Raw genomic sequence first — 15,513 nt, 5'->3', positions numbered from 1 at the left:
GGCCGCCGACGATTACCCGAGGGCGGGTCTTTCGGGAATGTCCTCGCGGCATAGCGATTCGCGGCGATCTCGGAACGAGCCCGGATCAGCTCGCCCCGCGCAGTTCGAGAATTCTGGCCAGGGCCGACTCCACGGCATAGCTCGCGTCGGCGGCGCCGCCTTTGACGTCGGCGTTCAGTGTCGCGACCACTTGGAGGGCCGCGCCGATGGTGGCCGGTGTCCAGCCACGTGCCTGGGCTTGGGCCTTCTTCACCTTCCACGGGGGCATGCCGAGTTGCTGTGCGAGAGCGAACGGGTCGCCGCGGCCTGCCGATCCGACCCTCGCGATGGTGTGCACCGAATCGGCGAGCGCGTCCGCGAGCAGCACATGCGCGACACCTCGGTCGTTGGCCCACCGCAGGGCTTCCATCGCGGCGGACCGCTCCCCCGCGACAGCGAGTTCGGCGACGTCGAATCCGGAGACCTCGGCTTTGCCCGAGTAGTACCGCCGCACGGCCGCGATGTCGACCTTGCCCCCGGTATCGGAGGCCAGCTGGGAACAGGCGGCCGCCAGTTCACGCAGCTCCGAACCGACCGATTCCAGTATCACCTGCACCACTTCGCCGGACGCCCGCACGCCCGCCGCGCGGAATTCCGCACGCACGAACTCGGTGCGCTCGGCGGCTTTGGTGAGTTTCGCGCAGTCGTGGGTCACCGCGCCTGCCTTCTGTAACGCGGGCGCCATCGCCTTGGCGCGCCCGCCCCCGGAATGCACGACGACCAGCACCACACCGTCCGGCGGATCCGATGCCGCCGCGGTGATGACCGCGACCGCGTCCTTCCCCGCCTCGGCCGCCGATTCCAGCACGATCACGCGGTCCTCGGCGAACAGCGACGGGCTCAGCAGTTCGGCCAGCTCCGCGGAATTCGCGTCACCGGCGCGTAGCCGGTCGACCGGCACCGCGTCACCGTCCGGCGCCACCGCCCGGACCTGCGCGACAATTCCCGCGATCGCGCGTTCGATCAACAGTTCTTCATCACCGAGCACCAGTTGGACCGCCGAGGGACGTTCGCTCACGGCAGCGATCCTACGGTCTCGTGCCGACAATTCCCCGACCCGACTCGTTCCGTGTCCCTCCCGGCTCGAACTCGGCGGGTGACCACGGCCCACCGATTGCCGACACATAGCCGACCTGCGGCGCGGGCAACCCGTTCGGCGGAAGATCACCGCATTGTGGGCTTTACGGCGAGGGAATCGGGCATCGCCGCGCTCGCTGACGCCGGAATCGACTACTCGGCCGCAGGGCCGCCTCGGCGCTTTCGGTCGATTGTTCGGCGAGCCGACAGCATGACGAACACCCGGCCCGCCCGGTCGGCGGGAAGTCACGACCTGCGGGCCAGTGGCCGATCCGACGACAAGGATGTCGCCGTCGCGGTCGGTTCGGGACACGATGGCACCGAGGTTCCGGAGTTCGGCGAGGATCTCCGGGTGCGGATGGCCGAAGGTGTTTCCGGTTCCCGCCGAGACGACGGCCAGTCGCGGGCGGACCGCCGCGAGAAATGCCGCGGTGGTGGTGCGCGATCCGTGGTGCGGGACCTTGAGGATATCGGCCCGCAACGCGTCGGCGTCACGCCCGAGCAGCCGTTGCTGCGCCGTGTCCTCGATATCGCCGGTCAGCAGAATTCGGCCGACCGGCGTGGTCGCGGCGATGACGAGAGACCGGTTGTTGGCGTCGTCCGCGCCCAGTGCCCGCGGTCGCGCCGAGGCGGCCGGGGCCAGCACATCCAGGCGTAGGTCACCGAATTCCAGCAGGTGGCCCGCCGAGAGCTCGAGAACGGTGATCGACTCGCACGTCGCGATCGCACGCACGTCGGCCGCGTTCCCGACAACACCGCGCGTATCGGCGCCCGCTGCCGAGCCGTCGCCCGGCGACGCGGTGGACCGTGCGACGGAATCCGCTGCCTGCCCGTCCAATTCGTGCGGGGCCACCGCGATGGCCGCGATCGAGCGGCCGTGCAGGGCTCCGTTGAGGCCCGCGATGTGGTCGGCGTGCGGGTGGGTGAGGACGAGCAATACGATGTGCTCGATTCGTAGGCGGTCCAGGCACGCGTCCACCGCGCGCGGATCGGGGCCGACGTCGATCACTATCGCCGTATGGTCACCGAGAGATAGGACGAGCGCGTCCCCCTGTCCCACATCACAGGCTGCCAGGACCCAGTCACGCGGCGGCCAGCCCGGATGCCAGGTGCGGATCGGGACGAGAACCACCGCGCCGCCGAGAACAGCGGCGCCGATGAGTTTTCGTATTCTCGCCGAACGCAATCCGCATATCAGGGCGACGACGACCGCGGCGGTGAGGAAACCGCCGACGGAACCGCCCGGCACCTCGACGGTGGCCCCGGGAAACGCGGCCGCGTGTTCGGCGACCGTGAGCATCCACCACAGGGCGGGCCCGGCGACGCGCAGGACGATCTCGGCCACCGGCGGCCAGACCGACGCTGTCACGGCACCGAGCGCGCCGATCACCGTGACCGGCGCGACCGCCGGTGCCACAAGGATATTCGCGACGACCGCGACGAGACTCAGCTGTCCGGACAGCGCGACGGTGATCGGCATGGTGACCACGAAGGCTCCCGCCGAGACCGCGACGATCTCGGCGGGCAGCCGCCACCAGCCACGCGCGCACAGCCAATCCGCCCACCCCGGGGCCAACAGGATCAGCGCCCCCGTCGCGAGCACCGACAGTGCGAACCCGGCGCTCACCGCGAGTTCCGGCCACAGGGCCAGCAGCCCGATGACCGCCGCGCACAGGGCGGGCAGCGCTTGCTTCCTGCGCCCGGTGACCAAGGCCAGCACGGTGATCGCGCCCATCGCCCCGGCGCGCAGCACGCTCGGATCAGGGCGGGCGATCACGACGAACATCATCAGTGTCAGCGCCGCGAACGCCGCCGTCGTGCGTGGACCGGCGGTCAGCAGTCCGACTACGAAGAGGACCACCGTGAGCACGATCGTGAAATTCGCGCCGCTCACCACCGTCAGATGCTGCATACCCGCGAGCCGGAAATCCTCGCGCACCGATTCGTGCAGTGCCGACGTATCACCGACGACCAGCGCGGGCAATAGTCCCGCCGAGTCCGCGGGCAATGCCTCCCCGGCCGCGTCGACCAGATCCGCACGCGCGTGAACCGCCGCCCGCTGCCACCACGGCAGGGCGCCGACCGTGCGCGGCGCGCCTGTCGCGTGCAGGGTCACCACGGTCAGGTCATGGTGGCGCGGCTCCTCCACACGTGCCCGGAATTCGATCCGCTGCCCGGGCAGCACCCGCTTCCAATCGTCTCCCCCGCCCAGGATCACCACCGAACCACCCGCCCGATACGCCACTTCCCCTCTTCGGAATTCCTCCAGGTCCGCCCGCACCACCCAGCGCCGTTCACCACCGAACGAGCTGCCGCGCACCGCCTTCGGATCATCGGTCGGCGTCACCACCACCAGCACCGAACTGCCCACGGTCGCCCGCAACGGATGCACCTGCACCCGGTGCTCATGCCATGCTGCCGCCACCGCGAACCCAGTCCCGAGAACCACCGCCGCCAACAGCACCACCGCGATCGAGCGGCGCCGATCCACATCCGTCCACAGTGCCCGTCCCCTCGACCACAACGTCTCGTCCGTTCGCCCTCTCGACCGAGCGCCACTGTCGATCCGACCTACCGGGTGACCGCCACCTACCCCCGCGGTGCCGGGACGATCCGGACCCCGGGTCGCCGAACGTCCCTCTCCTGGCCCAGCGATTCCGGGCCGATCCGATGGATGCTCATCGACCACCTCGGGACCTGCTCTCCGGTCCACCGAGCGACCTCCGACGGCCTCGGGACGCATACCTCGTCCCATCCAGTACTCTCCGCTTACTCCAGCAGCATTGCCCGGCCGATCCCCCGAGCGAGCATCGACCACCTGGGGATCTGAACCCCGGCCCGCCGAACGATCACTGCCTGCCGCTCCGTCAGTTCCGGGCCGGTCCGCCGAGTGGTCCACTCCCGTCCGCGGTTCGATGACCCCTTCGTCGTAATGCCGAGCCGATCCAGCCAGGTGCCCACTCGCCGGTGGTTCGGACGGCGCGCGGCGATCCGCGACCGGAACCAGCTCACGGCCCGCTACCACCACGACGAGGAGGCCGATCGCGATGGTGACGGCCAGAACCCAGCCGCCGAGCAGTGCCGCGATGGTCGCTGCCCAGCAGCACACCGCGGCGGGGAGCAACCTGGCGTCCAGTGGGTCGGTCGGATCCGCATCTTCGTTGTCGGTGTTCGCGGCAGGCGATCCGAGGCCGCGGGTGCGGAGTCGGGCGGCAATCCAGGTACGCGTGCGGTGCCAGCGGGCTTTCGCCGTTGTCGCGCTGCGGTTTCGGGTGAGGTGGCCTCCTTCCTCGCCGCAGACTCCGATCGGGTCGGTCGGACTCATATCGTGACCAGGTCACGCAGGCGGGCGAGGCGGGTGGGGCCGATGCCGTCGATGTCGCCGAGTTGTTCGATATCGCTGAACCGGCCGTTGGTGGCGCGCCAGGCGATGATGGCGCGGGCGGTGACCGGGCCTACGCCTGGGAGTGCGTCGAGGTCCGTTTCGGTGGCGGTGTTGAGGTTCACACGGCCGGTGGTGCCCGTCGTGCCAGATTGGGGCTTCGGGACGTTCGTCGGCCGTCCACCGGCGTTGATGGTCGTGCTGCCCAGCTGGGGTTGCCCCGGGTCGGTCGACATCTGTCCGACCAGCACCTGGTCGCCGTCACCGAGGCGCTGGGCCAGGTTCAGCGTGGTCAGGTCCGCGCCCGGACGGGCGCCGCCCGCCGCGGCGATCGCGTCCGCGACACGTGAGCCCGCAGGCAGGCGGATCAGGCCCGTGGTCTGGACGAGGCCCACCACACTGACGACCAACTCGCCCGTCGCCGGATCGGAGCCGGGTGCGACAACGGCGTCCGACCCCGTCGCACTCGCGGGCGCGGTGGGGCTCGGCGGTGGCGTTCCGCCTGCCGCGACGGCGGTCGTGGTCGCGCGCAGCGCCGGAACCGGTGGCACGGCCTGTGCGACCGGACGGTCCCTGATCACCACGACCGTCGCGATCACCACGGCGAACAAGCCGACCAATGCCAGGGTCACCACACCGCGACGGCCCGGGTCCATCCTCGCGCCTCGAAAACGATCCGGCACCATCCGTTCCCACCGTCCCTTTCCCCGCTCGGGTTCGTCCAGCCAATGGGGTGCGCGCACCGATTCCAGACCTTCATCCGCCGCTGTGAGGTGGTCACCGACCGGGGCGAGCAGTCCCTGCTCCGTGGCGGAAACCCATGCGCTCGAGGATGTTTCCTCCGGTGCGGAATCGCCGAACACGCCGCTCGGGCCGCTCCCGGACCGCCGAGGCCCATCGACCGCGAAACCGGTTTCCGGCTCACCTGACCCCACACTCTCTCGTGGAACCCCTCCGCCTTCGGTGATATCGACACCTGAACCGACGGCAGCCCGTGCACCAACCGGTGCCCCGACCTGGCGAGCAATACACGCGACTTCGGCACCGGCACCGGCACCGGCACCGGCACCGAGTACAGCCTGTACACCACCCGATGTCCGAGTTCGGCGAGCACTAGCCCCAACTTCGGCGACATCGACACCGTCACGGTCGCCGAGAACAGCCGGTGCCCCACCCGAGGCCGTGGCTCGGCTAGCACTACCCGAAACTTCGGCAAGATCGAATACATCCCGGACGTGGTCGTGCCCATCAGGTCCGGTGATCGACAGCGGAACCTGCACGGCTTCGGCGATATCCGCCTCGCCGCGGACCGAGCCCCCCGGTGCGCCCATGTCCGCTTCGCCCGCCGGGTCGTCCTGAGCTGAGCATCGTGCCCGCCGGTTGTTCGATCCGTCGTCCCACGGCACGCCGACATCGGCGGTGGCGGCGGGCGGCGCTGCGGCATTCGCGCTGGATGAAGCGGGTAACCGGTCGAGATCCCAGTTGCCCGAACTCGATTCGGACCGGCCGGGGGCGAACGAGCGCCGAGGAGACACGTCCTCCGGAGAACTCCGATCGGGGAGTTCGGTCCACTTCGTGAATTCGCCTACGGCCGAATCACTCCGGGAAACCCCGGGGGGCGGTGAACCACCGCCCCCGAGCGCGGGGGTCGGTAGTCCGACAGCGGTGGTTCGGCCCGCTCCGACGCGGGCGGTGAGTGCGCCCAGTCGGCGGCGGATGCGCTCGCGCTCGTCATGTCGTGGCATAGGGCGAACGTAGGCGCGCGGCAATCCGGATCGTGGTCGCCGACCTGGGCTTCAGGAAAGTCTGTGGACAACTTTCGGGCTGTGGAGAACCCGGTCAGACGCGCCGCATCACCGAGACGACCTTGCCGAGGACGACCGCGCGGTCACCGTCGATGACCTCGTAGGCGGGGTTGCGCGGTTCGAGGTAGACGTGGCCGTTGCGCCGTCGATAGACCTTGACGGTGGCCTCGTCGTCGATCATGGCGGCGACGATCTCACCGGAATGCGCTTCGTGCTGTCTGCGCACGACCACGATGTCACCGTCACAGATCGCGGCGTCGACCATGGAATCGCCACGTACGCGCAACCCGAAAACCGTGCCGCGGCCGACGAGTTCGCGGGGCAGCGTCAGGCTGTCGTCCGAGTGTTGCTCCGCCAGGATCGGCGTGCCCGCCGCGATATCGCCGAGAACGGGCACGGCCACCGTCGACTCGTCGGATTCCACGCGCGGCTCCCGCAGGAACATGCGGACGTCGATCGGCCGCGACACGGTCGCACTGCGACGCAGAAAACCGCGCTCCTCCAGGCTTTTCAGATGTTTCGACACCGACGACGCGGAACGCAGCCCGACCGCGTCGCCGATCTCACGCGTGTTCGGCGCGTATCCGTACCGTCGCACCCAGTCGCGGATCGTCGCGAGGATGTGCTGCTGGCGCGGGGGGAGCGTCGAGGTGTCGAGATGCTCGAAGTCGTGGTCGTATCCGGTCACCCGCAAAGATTAGAGGGGCCCGGTCGCGCGGGCTTGCGCGCCACACCCGGAACGAACCCTCAGCGCAACCGCTTGGCGAAGCAGTTCGACCGCGGCAGCACCTCGTACGGCGGGAAGATGGGGATGCGCTGGTATCCGCTGCGCTCGTAGAAGCGCACGGCGGCGGGCTGGAGATGGCCGGTCTGCAGGATCAGTCGCGGCAGTTCGAGTTCGCGCGCGGCGTCCTCGGCCGCGGCGAGCAGCAGTGACGCCGCCCCCGATCCCCGGTGTTCGGGGCGGACGAACATCCGTTTGAGTTCGAGTTCGCCCGCGTTCCAGCGCACCGCCGCGTGCCCGGCCGGGCCGTCCGAGTAGACGACGAATGTCCGGTGCACCGTCGCCGGATCGACGGCGTTCGGCTTCGTCGGCAGGGTGCGCGCCAACGCGGCGTAGCGCGGGCCGACCTCGGCGGCCATCTCCTCGCGCAGGGTCATCGCGTCCGGGTGGTCCCACTCGACCGTGGACAGGGTCAGCGCGGGACGGATCGGCGGCGTCGCGGAACTCGTCATACGCGCGACGTTAAACCGTGCCGCCGCCCCGGACACCGGTTGCGCTCAGCGAGATTTCGGGCCCGCACTACGCGCATCCGCCCGGCACGACGACCACGCCGATCGCCCCCACGCCGAGATGCACCGCCAGGGCCGGTCCGAATTCGGCCACGATGAGTTCACCGATCCCCGGCGACAGGTCGCGCAACTGCCCGGAAATGGTCTCGGCCGCGTCGGGTGCGCCGAGGTGCTGTACCGCCACGGCCGCACCCTCGGCTCCGGCCGCCTCCACCGCGGCCGCGACGAGTCGCGCGTACGCCTTGGACCTGGTGCGCACCTTCTCGCGCAGTTCCAGACGTCCCTCCACGATCTGGAGCAGCGGCTTGGTCACCAGCTCACTGCCGAAGAAGGACGCCGCGGTACTGAGACGACCACCGCGACGCAATTGCTCGGTGCGGTTGACCAGCACGAAGGTCCGCGCCCGCGTCGCCGCGGCGACCGCGGCCTCGAAGACGGTGTCGAGGACCGAACCCGCGCGGGCGCGTCGGGCGGCGGCCAGCGTCGGCAATCCGGTGGCCAGCCCGGCTCCCAGGGAATCGACCAGCAGTACCTTGTCCGAGGCGTCCATATCGCGGACGGCCTGCCTGCCCGCCTCCCACGTCCCCGAGAGCTGACGGGAGATGTGCACGGCGACGACGCCGTCGCCGCCGCTGCGTTCCAACGCCCGCTCGTAGACCTCGCGCAACTCCCCCGGTGACGCGGCGGAGGTGGTGACGGAGTCGGCGGCGTAGTCGATATCGATCGGATCGATACCTTCACGCACGGTCCGGTCACCGACCAGGACGTGCAGCGGGACGACGGCGATGGCCAGCTCGTCGGTGAGTTCGGCAGGGAGACTGGCGGACGAATCGGTGACGACCACGACGGCCACGGACTACCGAACCTCCTGCAAGGTCTTCACCATCGCGTTGGCCACCGCGCTGTGCCCGGCCCAGCCCCAGTGGATGCCGTCCGGGTTCGCGTCACCGGAGAAGATGTTGTCGCGCACCGCTTCTCCGAGGTCGACCAACGGCACCGAGGTGCGTTCCGACCACGCCTGCAATGCCTTCACCGCGCGCGGGCGACCACGATGCACCCGCCCGTAGGCGTCACAATTGTGTACCGACGGAAGCACCGCCACGAACGGGAGTTCCGGTCGCAGCTGGGCCAGCGCCTCGCGTGATTGATCCAGGTAGTCGACGCTGATCCGGGGCGGCAGCGCCACCGGCCTGCCGAGTTTGGCCAGTTTCGGTTGCAGCCAGTTGTACGTGCCGCGCACGACCCGGCGCAGCCACGTGGGCCGCACGTAACGGATCAGTTCGCGCAGCGCGGTCGGCAGCGGAGAGGGCAGCGTGTCCATGCCGCCGACCGCGAAGACCACCGCGCCGGCTTTCGGCACGCTGGCCCAGATCCTCGGATCACCGATCAGTGCCCAGTACGCGTCACGGCAGGTCCAGCCGATCCGTCCGACCAGTTCGACATCCCAATCCAACTCGGCCGCCACCAGATTCGGCCAGATCTTCGGATGATCGGCGGGCAGTCCGCCTTTGGGGCCGAAGTAGGCCAGGGAGTCGGCGACGACCAGCAGCACCAGTCGGCGGGCGGGCTCATCGGCGGACGCGGTCTGTTCGTCCTCGGCCGGGACGGCGGTCGCGGAATCGGCCGGGCTCGCTGGGGCGACGGTATCGACGGACGGCTCCGCCGTACTTGCCGCGACATCGGCGGATACCGGGACGGATTGCCCCGGCGCGCCCGGATCGACCGTGGCCGTGGCATCGTCGGCCGTGGCCGTCGCGCTGCCTTCCGGAGGTGCGAGCGAGGCGTTCGCTTCGGCAGGTGCCGACGGCGCGGCAGTATCGGTCCCGCCCTTCGACGCATCCGACTCGGGGAACGACGACACGGCCGGGGCGATCGACTGCCCTGCCTCCGGTCCATCCACGGCGGAGGTCTCTACCGGTGCCGAATCCCCCTCGGACCCGAGATTCTCAGCAGCCGAGTCCTGCTCGGACACCGCGAGTTCCGCGTCCGCCGAGGCGACTTCGGGCGACGACACGGACTCGTCGGAGCTATCGGCCGTCGTATCGGACGCCCCCTCGGATCCCCGCGAGGACTCGTCGGCCGCTTCCGCATCGGAATCCGAACGTCCGGCATCCTCGGCCGCGACCGGCTTCGGCGCCACCGGACCACCGAACAGCGCGTCCGGAAGCTGCCGTTGCGCTTTGGCGGTGACCTGTTTGAACAGTTCGTCGGGGACCGACCTGATCGGCTCCTCGGAGCGTGACGAGGACGCCGACCGCTTCGGTTCCTCGGCCCGTGGCGTGGGCGCGGGGCCGAACAGGGCGTCGGGAAGTTGTCGTTCGGGCTTGGCCGTGGCCTGCCGGAACAGTTCGTCGGGCACCGACCGGATCGGCTCTTCAGAGGACATCGGGAGCTACCTTCGCCGCTGCGTTCCACACATCGAGACGCCACCCGGGCTGGTCGATACCTGGACCGTGGCTGCTCAATTGCACCCAGCTGGTGTTGGCGAGCCCTCCGAGGGCGGGCCAATTCTGCGGCGGCAGGTCGAGCAGCGCAGCCGTCAAGGCGGCGATCAGCCCACCGTGCGCAACCAGGATGATAGTCCGGCCCGGCCAATCCTGCCGCTCGGCGAACAATTCCCGCACCAGCGGCAACGCGCGCGCGCCGACTTCGAGTTTGCTCTCCCCGTTCGGCGGTCGATAGTGCGCGTCGAGCCGCCAGGCCACGCGCGCGCCGGGGTAGTCGGAATCGACCTCGAGGTGGGTCAGACCCTCCCAGTCACCGAGCGCCGTTTCGCGCAGCCTCGGGTCGAGCACGACCGGTATCTCGGCGTGCTCGGCCAGGGCGAGCGCGGTATCGTGCGCTCGCTTCAGATCCGAGGCGATCAGGGCGATGGCATTGCGCGAAACCAGCTCGCGCGCGGCCTCTTTCGCCTGCCGTCGGCCGAGTTCGGTGAGTTCGGTGTCGATCTGCCCCTGCATCCGGTCGACCGCGTTCCATTCGGTCTGCCCGTGGCGCAACAGGATGAGCGTGCGCACGCTCGCGTACTTACTCACCGCTGTTCCTCCGTGATGAACGAGCTGGTCGATCTGTCGGCTCGCACACTCACTCCGCGCTGTCCTCCGTCGATCCGTCGACATTCACAGCTCCGTCGACATTCGCGGCCGCGTCGCCGTCGACTCGCGGATCGCCGAGGCCGTCCACCGGGACCACGGGGCAGTCCTTCCAGAGGCGCTCGAGCGCGTAGAAGTTGCGTTCGTCGTGGTGCTGGATGTGCACGACGACGTCGACATAGTCGAGCAGCGCCCAGCGCCCCTCGCGGGTGCCCTCGCGGCGCACCGGCTTGTGCCCGGCCTCGCGCAACCGCTCCTCGACATTGTCGACGATGGCGTTGACCTGGCGTTCGTTCGGCGCGGACGCGATCACGAAACAATCGGTGATGACCAGTTGCTCGGAGACGTCGAGCACCACCACATCGGAGGCCAGCTTCTCGTCCGCCGCTCGCGCGGCGACCTGCGCGATCTCGACCGCCTCGACAGTTGCCGTCATACAGCTACACCTTCCGCTCTGCCGGCACGTACAGGTGCCGCTTCGATATGTACTGCACCACGCCGTCGGGGACGAGGTACCACACCGGCCGGTTCTCGGCGGCGCGGCGTCGGCATTCGCTCGACGAGATCGCCAACGCCGGGATCTCGATCATCGTCACCGCGTCGCCGGGAAGATCACGTAGATGTTCCCGCAGATGATCGGTGTTCAGCTCATACCCCGGTCGGCTCACCCCGACGAACTTGGCCAGTTCGAACAGTTCGGCCCAATCCTGCCACGTGAGGATGTTGGCCAGTGCGTCCGCTCCGGTGATGAAGTACAGCTCGGCGTCGGGATGCTGGGTGCGCATCTCCCGCAGGGTGTCGACGGTGTAGGTGACCTTGCCCCGGTCGACGTCGGCCCGGCTGACCGAGAAACGCGGGTTGGAGGCGGTCGCTATGACCGTCATCAGGTAGCGATCCTCGGCCGGGCTGACCTGTTTGTCCGCCTTCTGCCACGGTTGACCGGTGGGGACGAAGATCACCTCGTCCAGGTCGAACCGATTGGCGACCTCGCTGGCGGCGACCAGGTGACCGTGGTGGATCGGGTCGAAGGTGCCGCCCATGACGCCCAGCTTGCGGCCGGACCGCCCTGTCTCTTGCATGAGTGTCGAGCTTAACCGGTGCCCCGGTCGGCGGCCGGGGCGCCGCCGTCCGGCCCGGCTCAGCCGCCGACGATCTCGCGCATGCCGGGCTTCAGGGCGGAATCGAGCTTGGACCAGGGGACGGTGATGACGATATCGCCCGCGGCATGGCTGGAGATCTCGCCGAAATGGATTTCCATTCCGCCGGGGGTGGCCAGCCAGAGCCGGTAGTTGTACTCGTCGGCCTCGATACCGCTCTTGGAGTAGGAATCGCCCGCCCGGGTCTTGGGCACCTCGATCGCGGCCTGGTCGGCCAGCAGGCTCAGGCCGTGGTCCACATCGGCGAACAGATCGTCCAGGGTGATCTCGTCGCCGGTGCGGGCATCGATGACGTAGCTCTCGTAGGCGTTGTTCGGGTGGGCCGCACCTTCGCTGTAGGTGCTGATCACGAACAGCGAGCTGATGGCCCGGCTGCCGAGATAGGTGACCTGGCCGCTGCCGGGCTTCAGGGTGAAGGTTTGCTCGACCTGGTCGATCCACTGTCGCGCCAGCCCGCGCATCGCGGTGTTGAACGCGTCCCGCGCGACCTCGGTCCCACCCGAGACCTGCGGCACGTCGAGTTCGTATCCGGGGCCGGTGAGTCGCAGTGTGGTGGCGCAATAGCCGCCCGGCGCGGTGGCCGTCGGCACGCCTGCGGGCGGTGCCGCGGCGGCACCGGATTCCAGCCCGGCCGCGCACGCGGTCATCGTCGCGGTCAGTACGGCCGCGACAGCGAGCGCGGCAGCCAATTTCTTCATGTCCGGACTCCGGATTCTCGATGTGCCGAGTCGGTCTCGGCGACAGGTCGAGAATGCGGCGCACCGCCAACGACTCCCTTACGAAAACCCAACGGTGCTGGTCGATCAGTCGCGACCCGCTTCCATATCGGCGAGTTGACGGCGGGTGTTGGTGAGTTCGACCGCCACTTCGGGGGTCGGATCGAGTTCCTCGAGTTCGGCGAGGATCCCGTACATGGCGTTCAGGCCCGACCCGGAGTGCGTGGATTCGCCGCAGTGTCGCAGCCAGGCGGCCGCGCGCAGACAGCGGAAGCGGGGGCCGACGCGATCGAGCTCGCCCCAGAGTTCGGCGGCGTGCAGGTAGGCCGAATACGCCCGGTCGTCCTCGCCGCAGGTGTCCAGGGCCGAGGCCGCCGACCAGGCGAGTTCGGCACGGAATTCCGAACGCCCCGCGGCGTCGCGGACCAGGCGCGCGGCTTCGACGAATTGGTCCGCGGCCGCACGGTACCTGCCGAGCAGTTTCAGCGATTTGCCGTATTGCCCTCGCAGAACGGCCATTTCGATATCCGGATACGGCGCCGATCCCGCCGCGAGCGACCGCTCGAACTGTGCCGCGGCCTGTTCGTGCCTGCCCGCGCGGTGATAGGCGCGCGCGGCGACGAAACTCAGGTGCGACGCGTCGGCGGCGGAGATCCCCTCCCATCGCGCCGCCGCGCGCAACGCCACGTCGGCGAGTTCCCGTTCGCGTCCCGACTGCCCCGCGACCACCATCACCAGCTGTGATCCCAGCCTCGCCAGATGTTCGGCCGGGAGCGTCCCGTCGCCGATCAGCAACGCGCGGCGCAGATGCCGCTCCGCCGGACCCGGATCGTCGAGCAGATGCGTGGCGGCGAGATCGGCGAGCGCCAGTGCGTCACATGATTCCTCGGCCGTCCAAGCGCCCCGCACGTCGGCGGCGTCACCCGGGCCTTCCCCGTCGGCAGCGCTCTCATCGGCAGCGGATTCACCGTGAGTGTGGTCTCCGGCAGCATTGCCCCCGGCAGCCGTTGTCTGCGCCATGGGTGGATCGTGGTGAGACCACCCAACGGTTTCCTTAACGAATGCTTATAGACCGAGCGTCGGACGACCTCGGTGCGTGACGGCCGGGCAGCCGAGCGGGGAAACGGCGCGGACCTCGTACTGTTATCGCCGCTCACCGCGCGAACGCAACGATTCACGGACGTTTGGATTTGGGGAGTTTGCGCACGATCGCCTCGTAGGACTGGTCGACGAGTTCGCGGATCTCGTCGTCGGGCACCTTCCCGGCCAGGGCGATCCGATTCCAGCCGTACCGGCCGATATAGGCCGAGGCCGTGACGTCGTCGGGATACACGAAGACCAGTTCGTCGGCCTCGGCTCGCGACGCGCCGCATTTGAGGCCGACCGAGTCGGTGCCGAGAAAGGCGAAGATCTTGTCGCCGACCTTCGCGACGACATCGCCTTCCCACGGCTCGTCCTTCCGGGCGCCGGGTTTGCCCAGGCAGTACGTCAGCAGTTGTCTCTCGTTCACACCCGCCTCCTCTATACCGGCAGCAGCCGGGACACCACCTCTGTCAACTGTCTCGCCGAACGGCATTCGTGCATCTCGATGACCTGCCGGTACTTGTCGGCGGCCGAATCGCCCGAACCCCACTGGTTCACCGGTTCCGGATTGAGCCAGTGCGCGTGTTTGGCGACGTCGACCATGTCCTGTAGGACGAGCAGTTCCGGATCGCGGTAGTTGGTCCTGGCGTCGCCGAGGATCAGCAGCGCGGACCGACTGGTGACCGCCTCGGGGAATTCGGTGGCGAAACTGCGCAGCGCGCTGCCGTAATCGGAATGCCCGTCGTATCCGACGACCTCCGATTCGGTGAAGATCCTCGCCATCGCCTTGTCCAGCTGGGTGTGCGGATCGAAGAACCGGGTCACCTCATCGGTGTTGTCGACGAAGGCGAAGATGCGCACCCGCGAGAACTGTTCACGCAGCGCGCTCACCAGCAGCAGGGTGAAATTGCTGAATCCGGCGACCGATCCCGAGACATCGCACAGCAGAACCAGTTCCGGACGTCCCGGACGCGGTTTGCGGTTGACCAGGTCGATCGGCACCCCGCCGGTCGACATCGATTTGCGCAGCGTCTTGCGCAGGTCGATCTCACCGCGCCGGGAATGCCTGCGCCGCACCGCGAGCCGGGAGGCCAGGATGCGGGCGAGCCGCTGACTGCTGCGGCGCAGTTCGATCAGTTCCCGTTCCGAGGCGCGCAGGAAATCGACGTCCTCGGCCTGGCGCGCGACACCGTATCCGGCGACCCGCTCGCGACCGATCCGTTCCGCCACCCGTCTGCGGGTCTCCGCCTCGACCTTCGTGCGGAAACCCTCGATGCGGCCGCGCGCGACGCGACGGGCGACCTCGGTGTCGAATTCACTGAGATCGGAGCCCGCGGCCAGACCGGCCAGGATCTTGGCGAGCAGCGTCTGCGGCTGCACTTCCCGCAACGCCTGGTACGACGAGAAGGACGAGCCGCGCGAGGACTGGTACTGGCCGAGCTGGTCGACCAGCAGGGCGGCCATCTGATCGAGTTGCTGCTCCGCGTCGTCCATGGCGAGCAGTTCGGCGAGCATTTCGCGCAGTGCCGCGATATCGATGTCACCGCTGTTGGTGTGCGGCATCTCGATATCGTCGACGTCGGCGCTGCGCTCCCCGATCGCCACCGGGAACCACAGGTCGAACATGCCGTCGAAGGTCGCGCGGTGCGTGGTGCGACGCAGCAGCGCGCAGGCCAAACCCTCGCGCAGCACCTCACGGTCCATGAGGTCGAGGACGGTCAGCACCCGGCCCGCGTCCACCGTCTCCGACGGCCCGACCGGGATACCCCGGGTCCGCAGCGCCTCCACGAATCCGACGAGATGACCGGGCAGCCCGTGCGGCGGCGCCTCCGCCGTGAGCGCCTCCAGGCCGGAACGGTCGACCATCGC

The 15,513-nt window shown here is 69.0% G+C and carries 13 protein-coding genes and 1 pseudogene; all 14 read right to left on the bottom strand.

All coding sequences use genetic code 11. The features are described from left to right. Nucleotides 1-85 precede the first annotated feature (85 nt). A complete protein-coding gene (holA, locus tag JZ792_RS42190; RefSeq protein ID WP_308165435.1) occupies nucleotides 86-1,057 on the bottom strand; it encodes a DNA polymerase III subunit delta in 972 nt (323 codons plus the stop codon). Nucleotides 1,058-1,507: 450 nt separating this feature from the next. After that, a pseudogene (locus tag JZ792_RS42185) lies at nucleotides 1,508-3,859 on the bottom strand (ComEC/Rec2 family competence protein); the annotation flags it as partial. Between the two features lie 578 nt (nucleotides 3,860-4,437). Continuing rightward, a complete protein-coding gene (locus JZ792_RS24470) occupies nucleotides 4,438-5,154 on the bottom strand; it encodes a ComEA family DNA-binding protein (RefSeq protein ID WP_254190278.1) in 717 nt (238 codons plus the stop codon). A gap of 1,183 nt (nucleotides 5,155-6,337) precedes the next feature. Next, the gene (gene lexA / locus JZ792_RS24465; RefSeq protein WP_216913765.1) at nucleotides 6,338-6,991 is read right to left on the bottom strand and encodes a transcriptional repressor LexA; all 654 of its coding nucleotides are present in this window, start codon (nucleotides 6,989-6,991) and stop codon (nucleotides 6,338-6,340) included. Between the two features lie 59 nt (nucleotides 6,992-7,050). Next, nucleotides 7,051-7,539, bottom strand: coding sequence for a GNAT family N-acetyltransferase (locus JZ792_RS24460; RefSeq protein WP_216913763.1), 489 nt, complete (start codon nucleotides 7,537-7,539; stop codon nucleotides 7,051-7,053). A gap of 67 nt (nucleotides 7,540-7,606) precedes the next feature. Beyond that, entirely contained in the window at nucleotides 7,607-8,449 is an 843-nt protein-coding gene (locus JZ792_RS24455; protein WP_216913760.1) for a DegV family protein, read from the bottom strand. Between the two features lie 3 nt (nucleotides 8,450-8,452). Further along, nucleotides 8,453-9,151: a diglucosylglycerate octanoyltransferase gene (gene octT / locus JZ792_RS43025; protein ID WP_216913798.1), complete on the bottom strand. Its 699-nt coding sequence runs from the start codon at nucleotides 9,149-9,151 to the stop codon at nucleotides 8,453-8,455. Between the two features lie 820 nt (nucleotides 9,152-9,971). Beyond that, nucleotides 9,972-10,631, bottom strand: coding sequence for a histidine phosphatase family protein (locus JZ792_RS24445; protein WP_216913758.1), 660 nt, complete (start codon nucleotides 10,629-10,631; stop codon nucleotides 9,972-9,974). A 49-nt stretch (nucleotides 10,632-10,680) separates the two neighbouring features. Further along, a complete protein-coding gene (rsfS, locus tag JZ792_RS24440) occupies nucleotides 10,681-11,124 on the bottom strand; it encodes a ribosome silencing factor (protein ID WP_216913756.1) in 444 nt (147 codons plus the stop codon). 4 nt (nucleotides 11,125-11,128) lie between these two features. Next, complete coding sequence (nadD, locus tag JZ792_RS24435; protein ID WP_254190275.1) at nucleotides 11,129-11,767, bottom strand: nicotinate-nucleotide adenylyltransferase; 639 nt, start codon at nucleotides 11,765-11,767, stop codon at nucleotides 11,129-11,131. Between the two features lie 59 nt (nucleotides 11,768-11,826). Next, entirely contained in the window at nucleotides 11,827-12,543 is a 717-nt protein-coding gene (locus tag JZ792_RS24430) for an RsiV family protein (RefSeq protein ID WP_216913754.1), read from the bottom strand. A gap of 105 nt (nucleotides 12,544-12,648) precedes the next feature. Next, nucleotides 12,649-13,581 (bottom strand): hypothetical protein, encoded by a 933-nt coding sequence (locus JZ792_RS24425; protein WP_216913752.1) that lies wholly within the window; start codon nucleotides 13,579-13,581, stop codon nucleotides 12,649-12,651. A 154-nt stretch (nucleotides 13,582-13,735) separates the two neighbouring features. Further along, nucleotides 13,736-14,071 carry an MmcQ/YjbR family DNA-binding protein gene (locus JZ792_RS24420; RefSeq protein ID WP_308165432.1) on the bottom strand — a complete coding sequence of 112 codons (336 nt, stop codon included), beginning with the start codon at nucleotides 14,069-14,071 and terminating at the stop codon, nucleotides 13,736-13,738. 11 nt (nucleotides 14,072-14,082) lie between these two features. Then, complete coding sequence (locus JZ792_RS24415; RefSeq protein ID WP_216913748.1) at nucleotides 14,083-15,510, bottom strand: vWA domain-containing protein; 1,428 nt, start codon at nucleotides 15,508-15,510, stop codon at nucleotides 14,083-14,085. Between the last annotated feature and the right edge of the window lie 3 nt (nucleotides 15,511-15,513).

It is taken from the genome of Nocardia noduli (assembly GCF_019038455.1).
Classification (GTDB): Bacteria; Actinomycetota; Actinomycetes; order Mycobacteriales; family Mycobacteriaceae; genus Nocardia; species Nocardia noduli.
The sequence above is the reverse complement of the archived record's forward strand: the minus strand, read 5'-3'. Positions and strand labels throughout refer to the sequence as shown.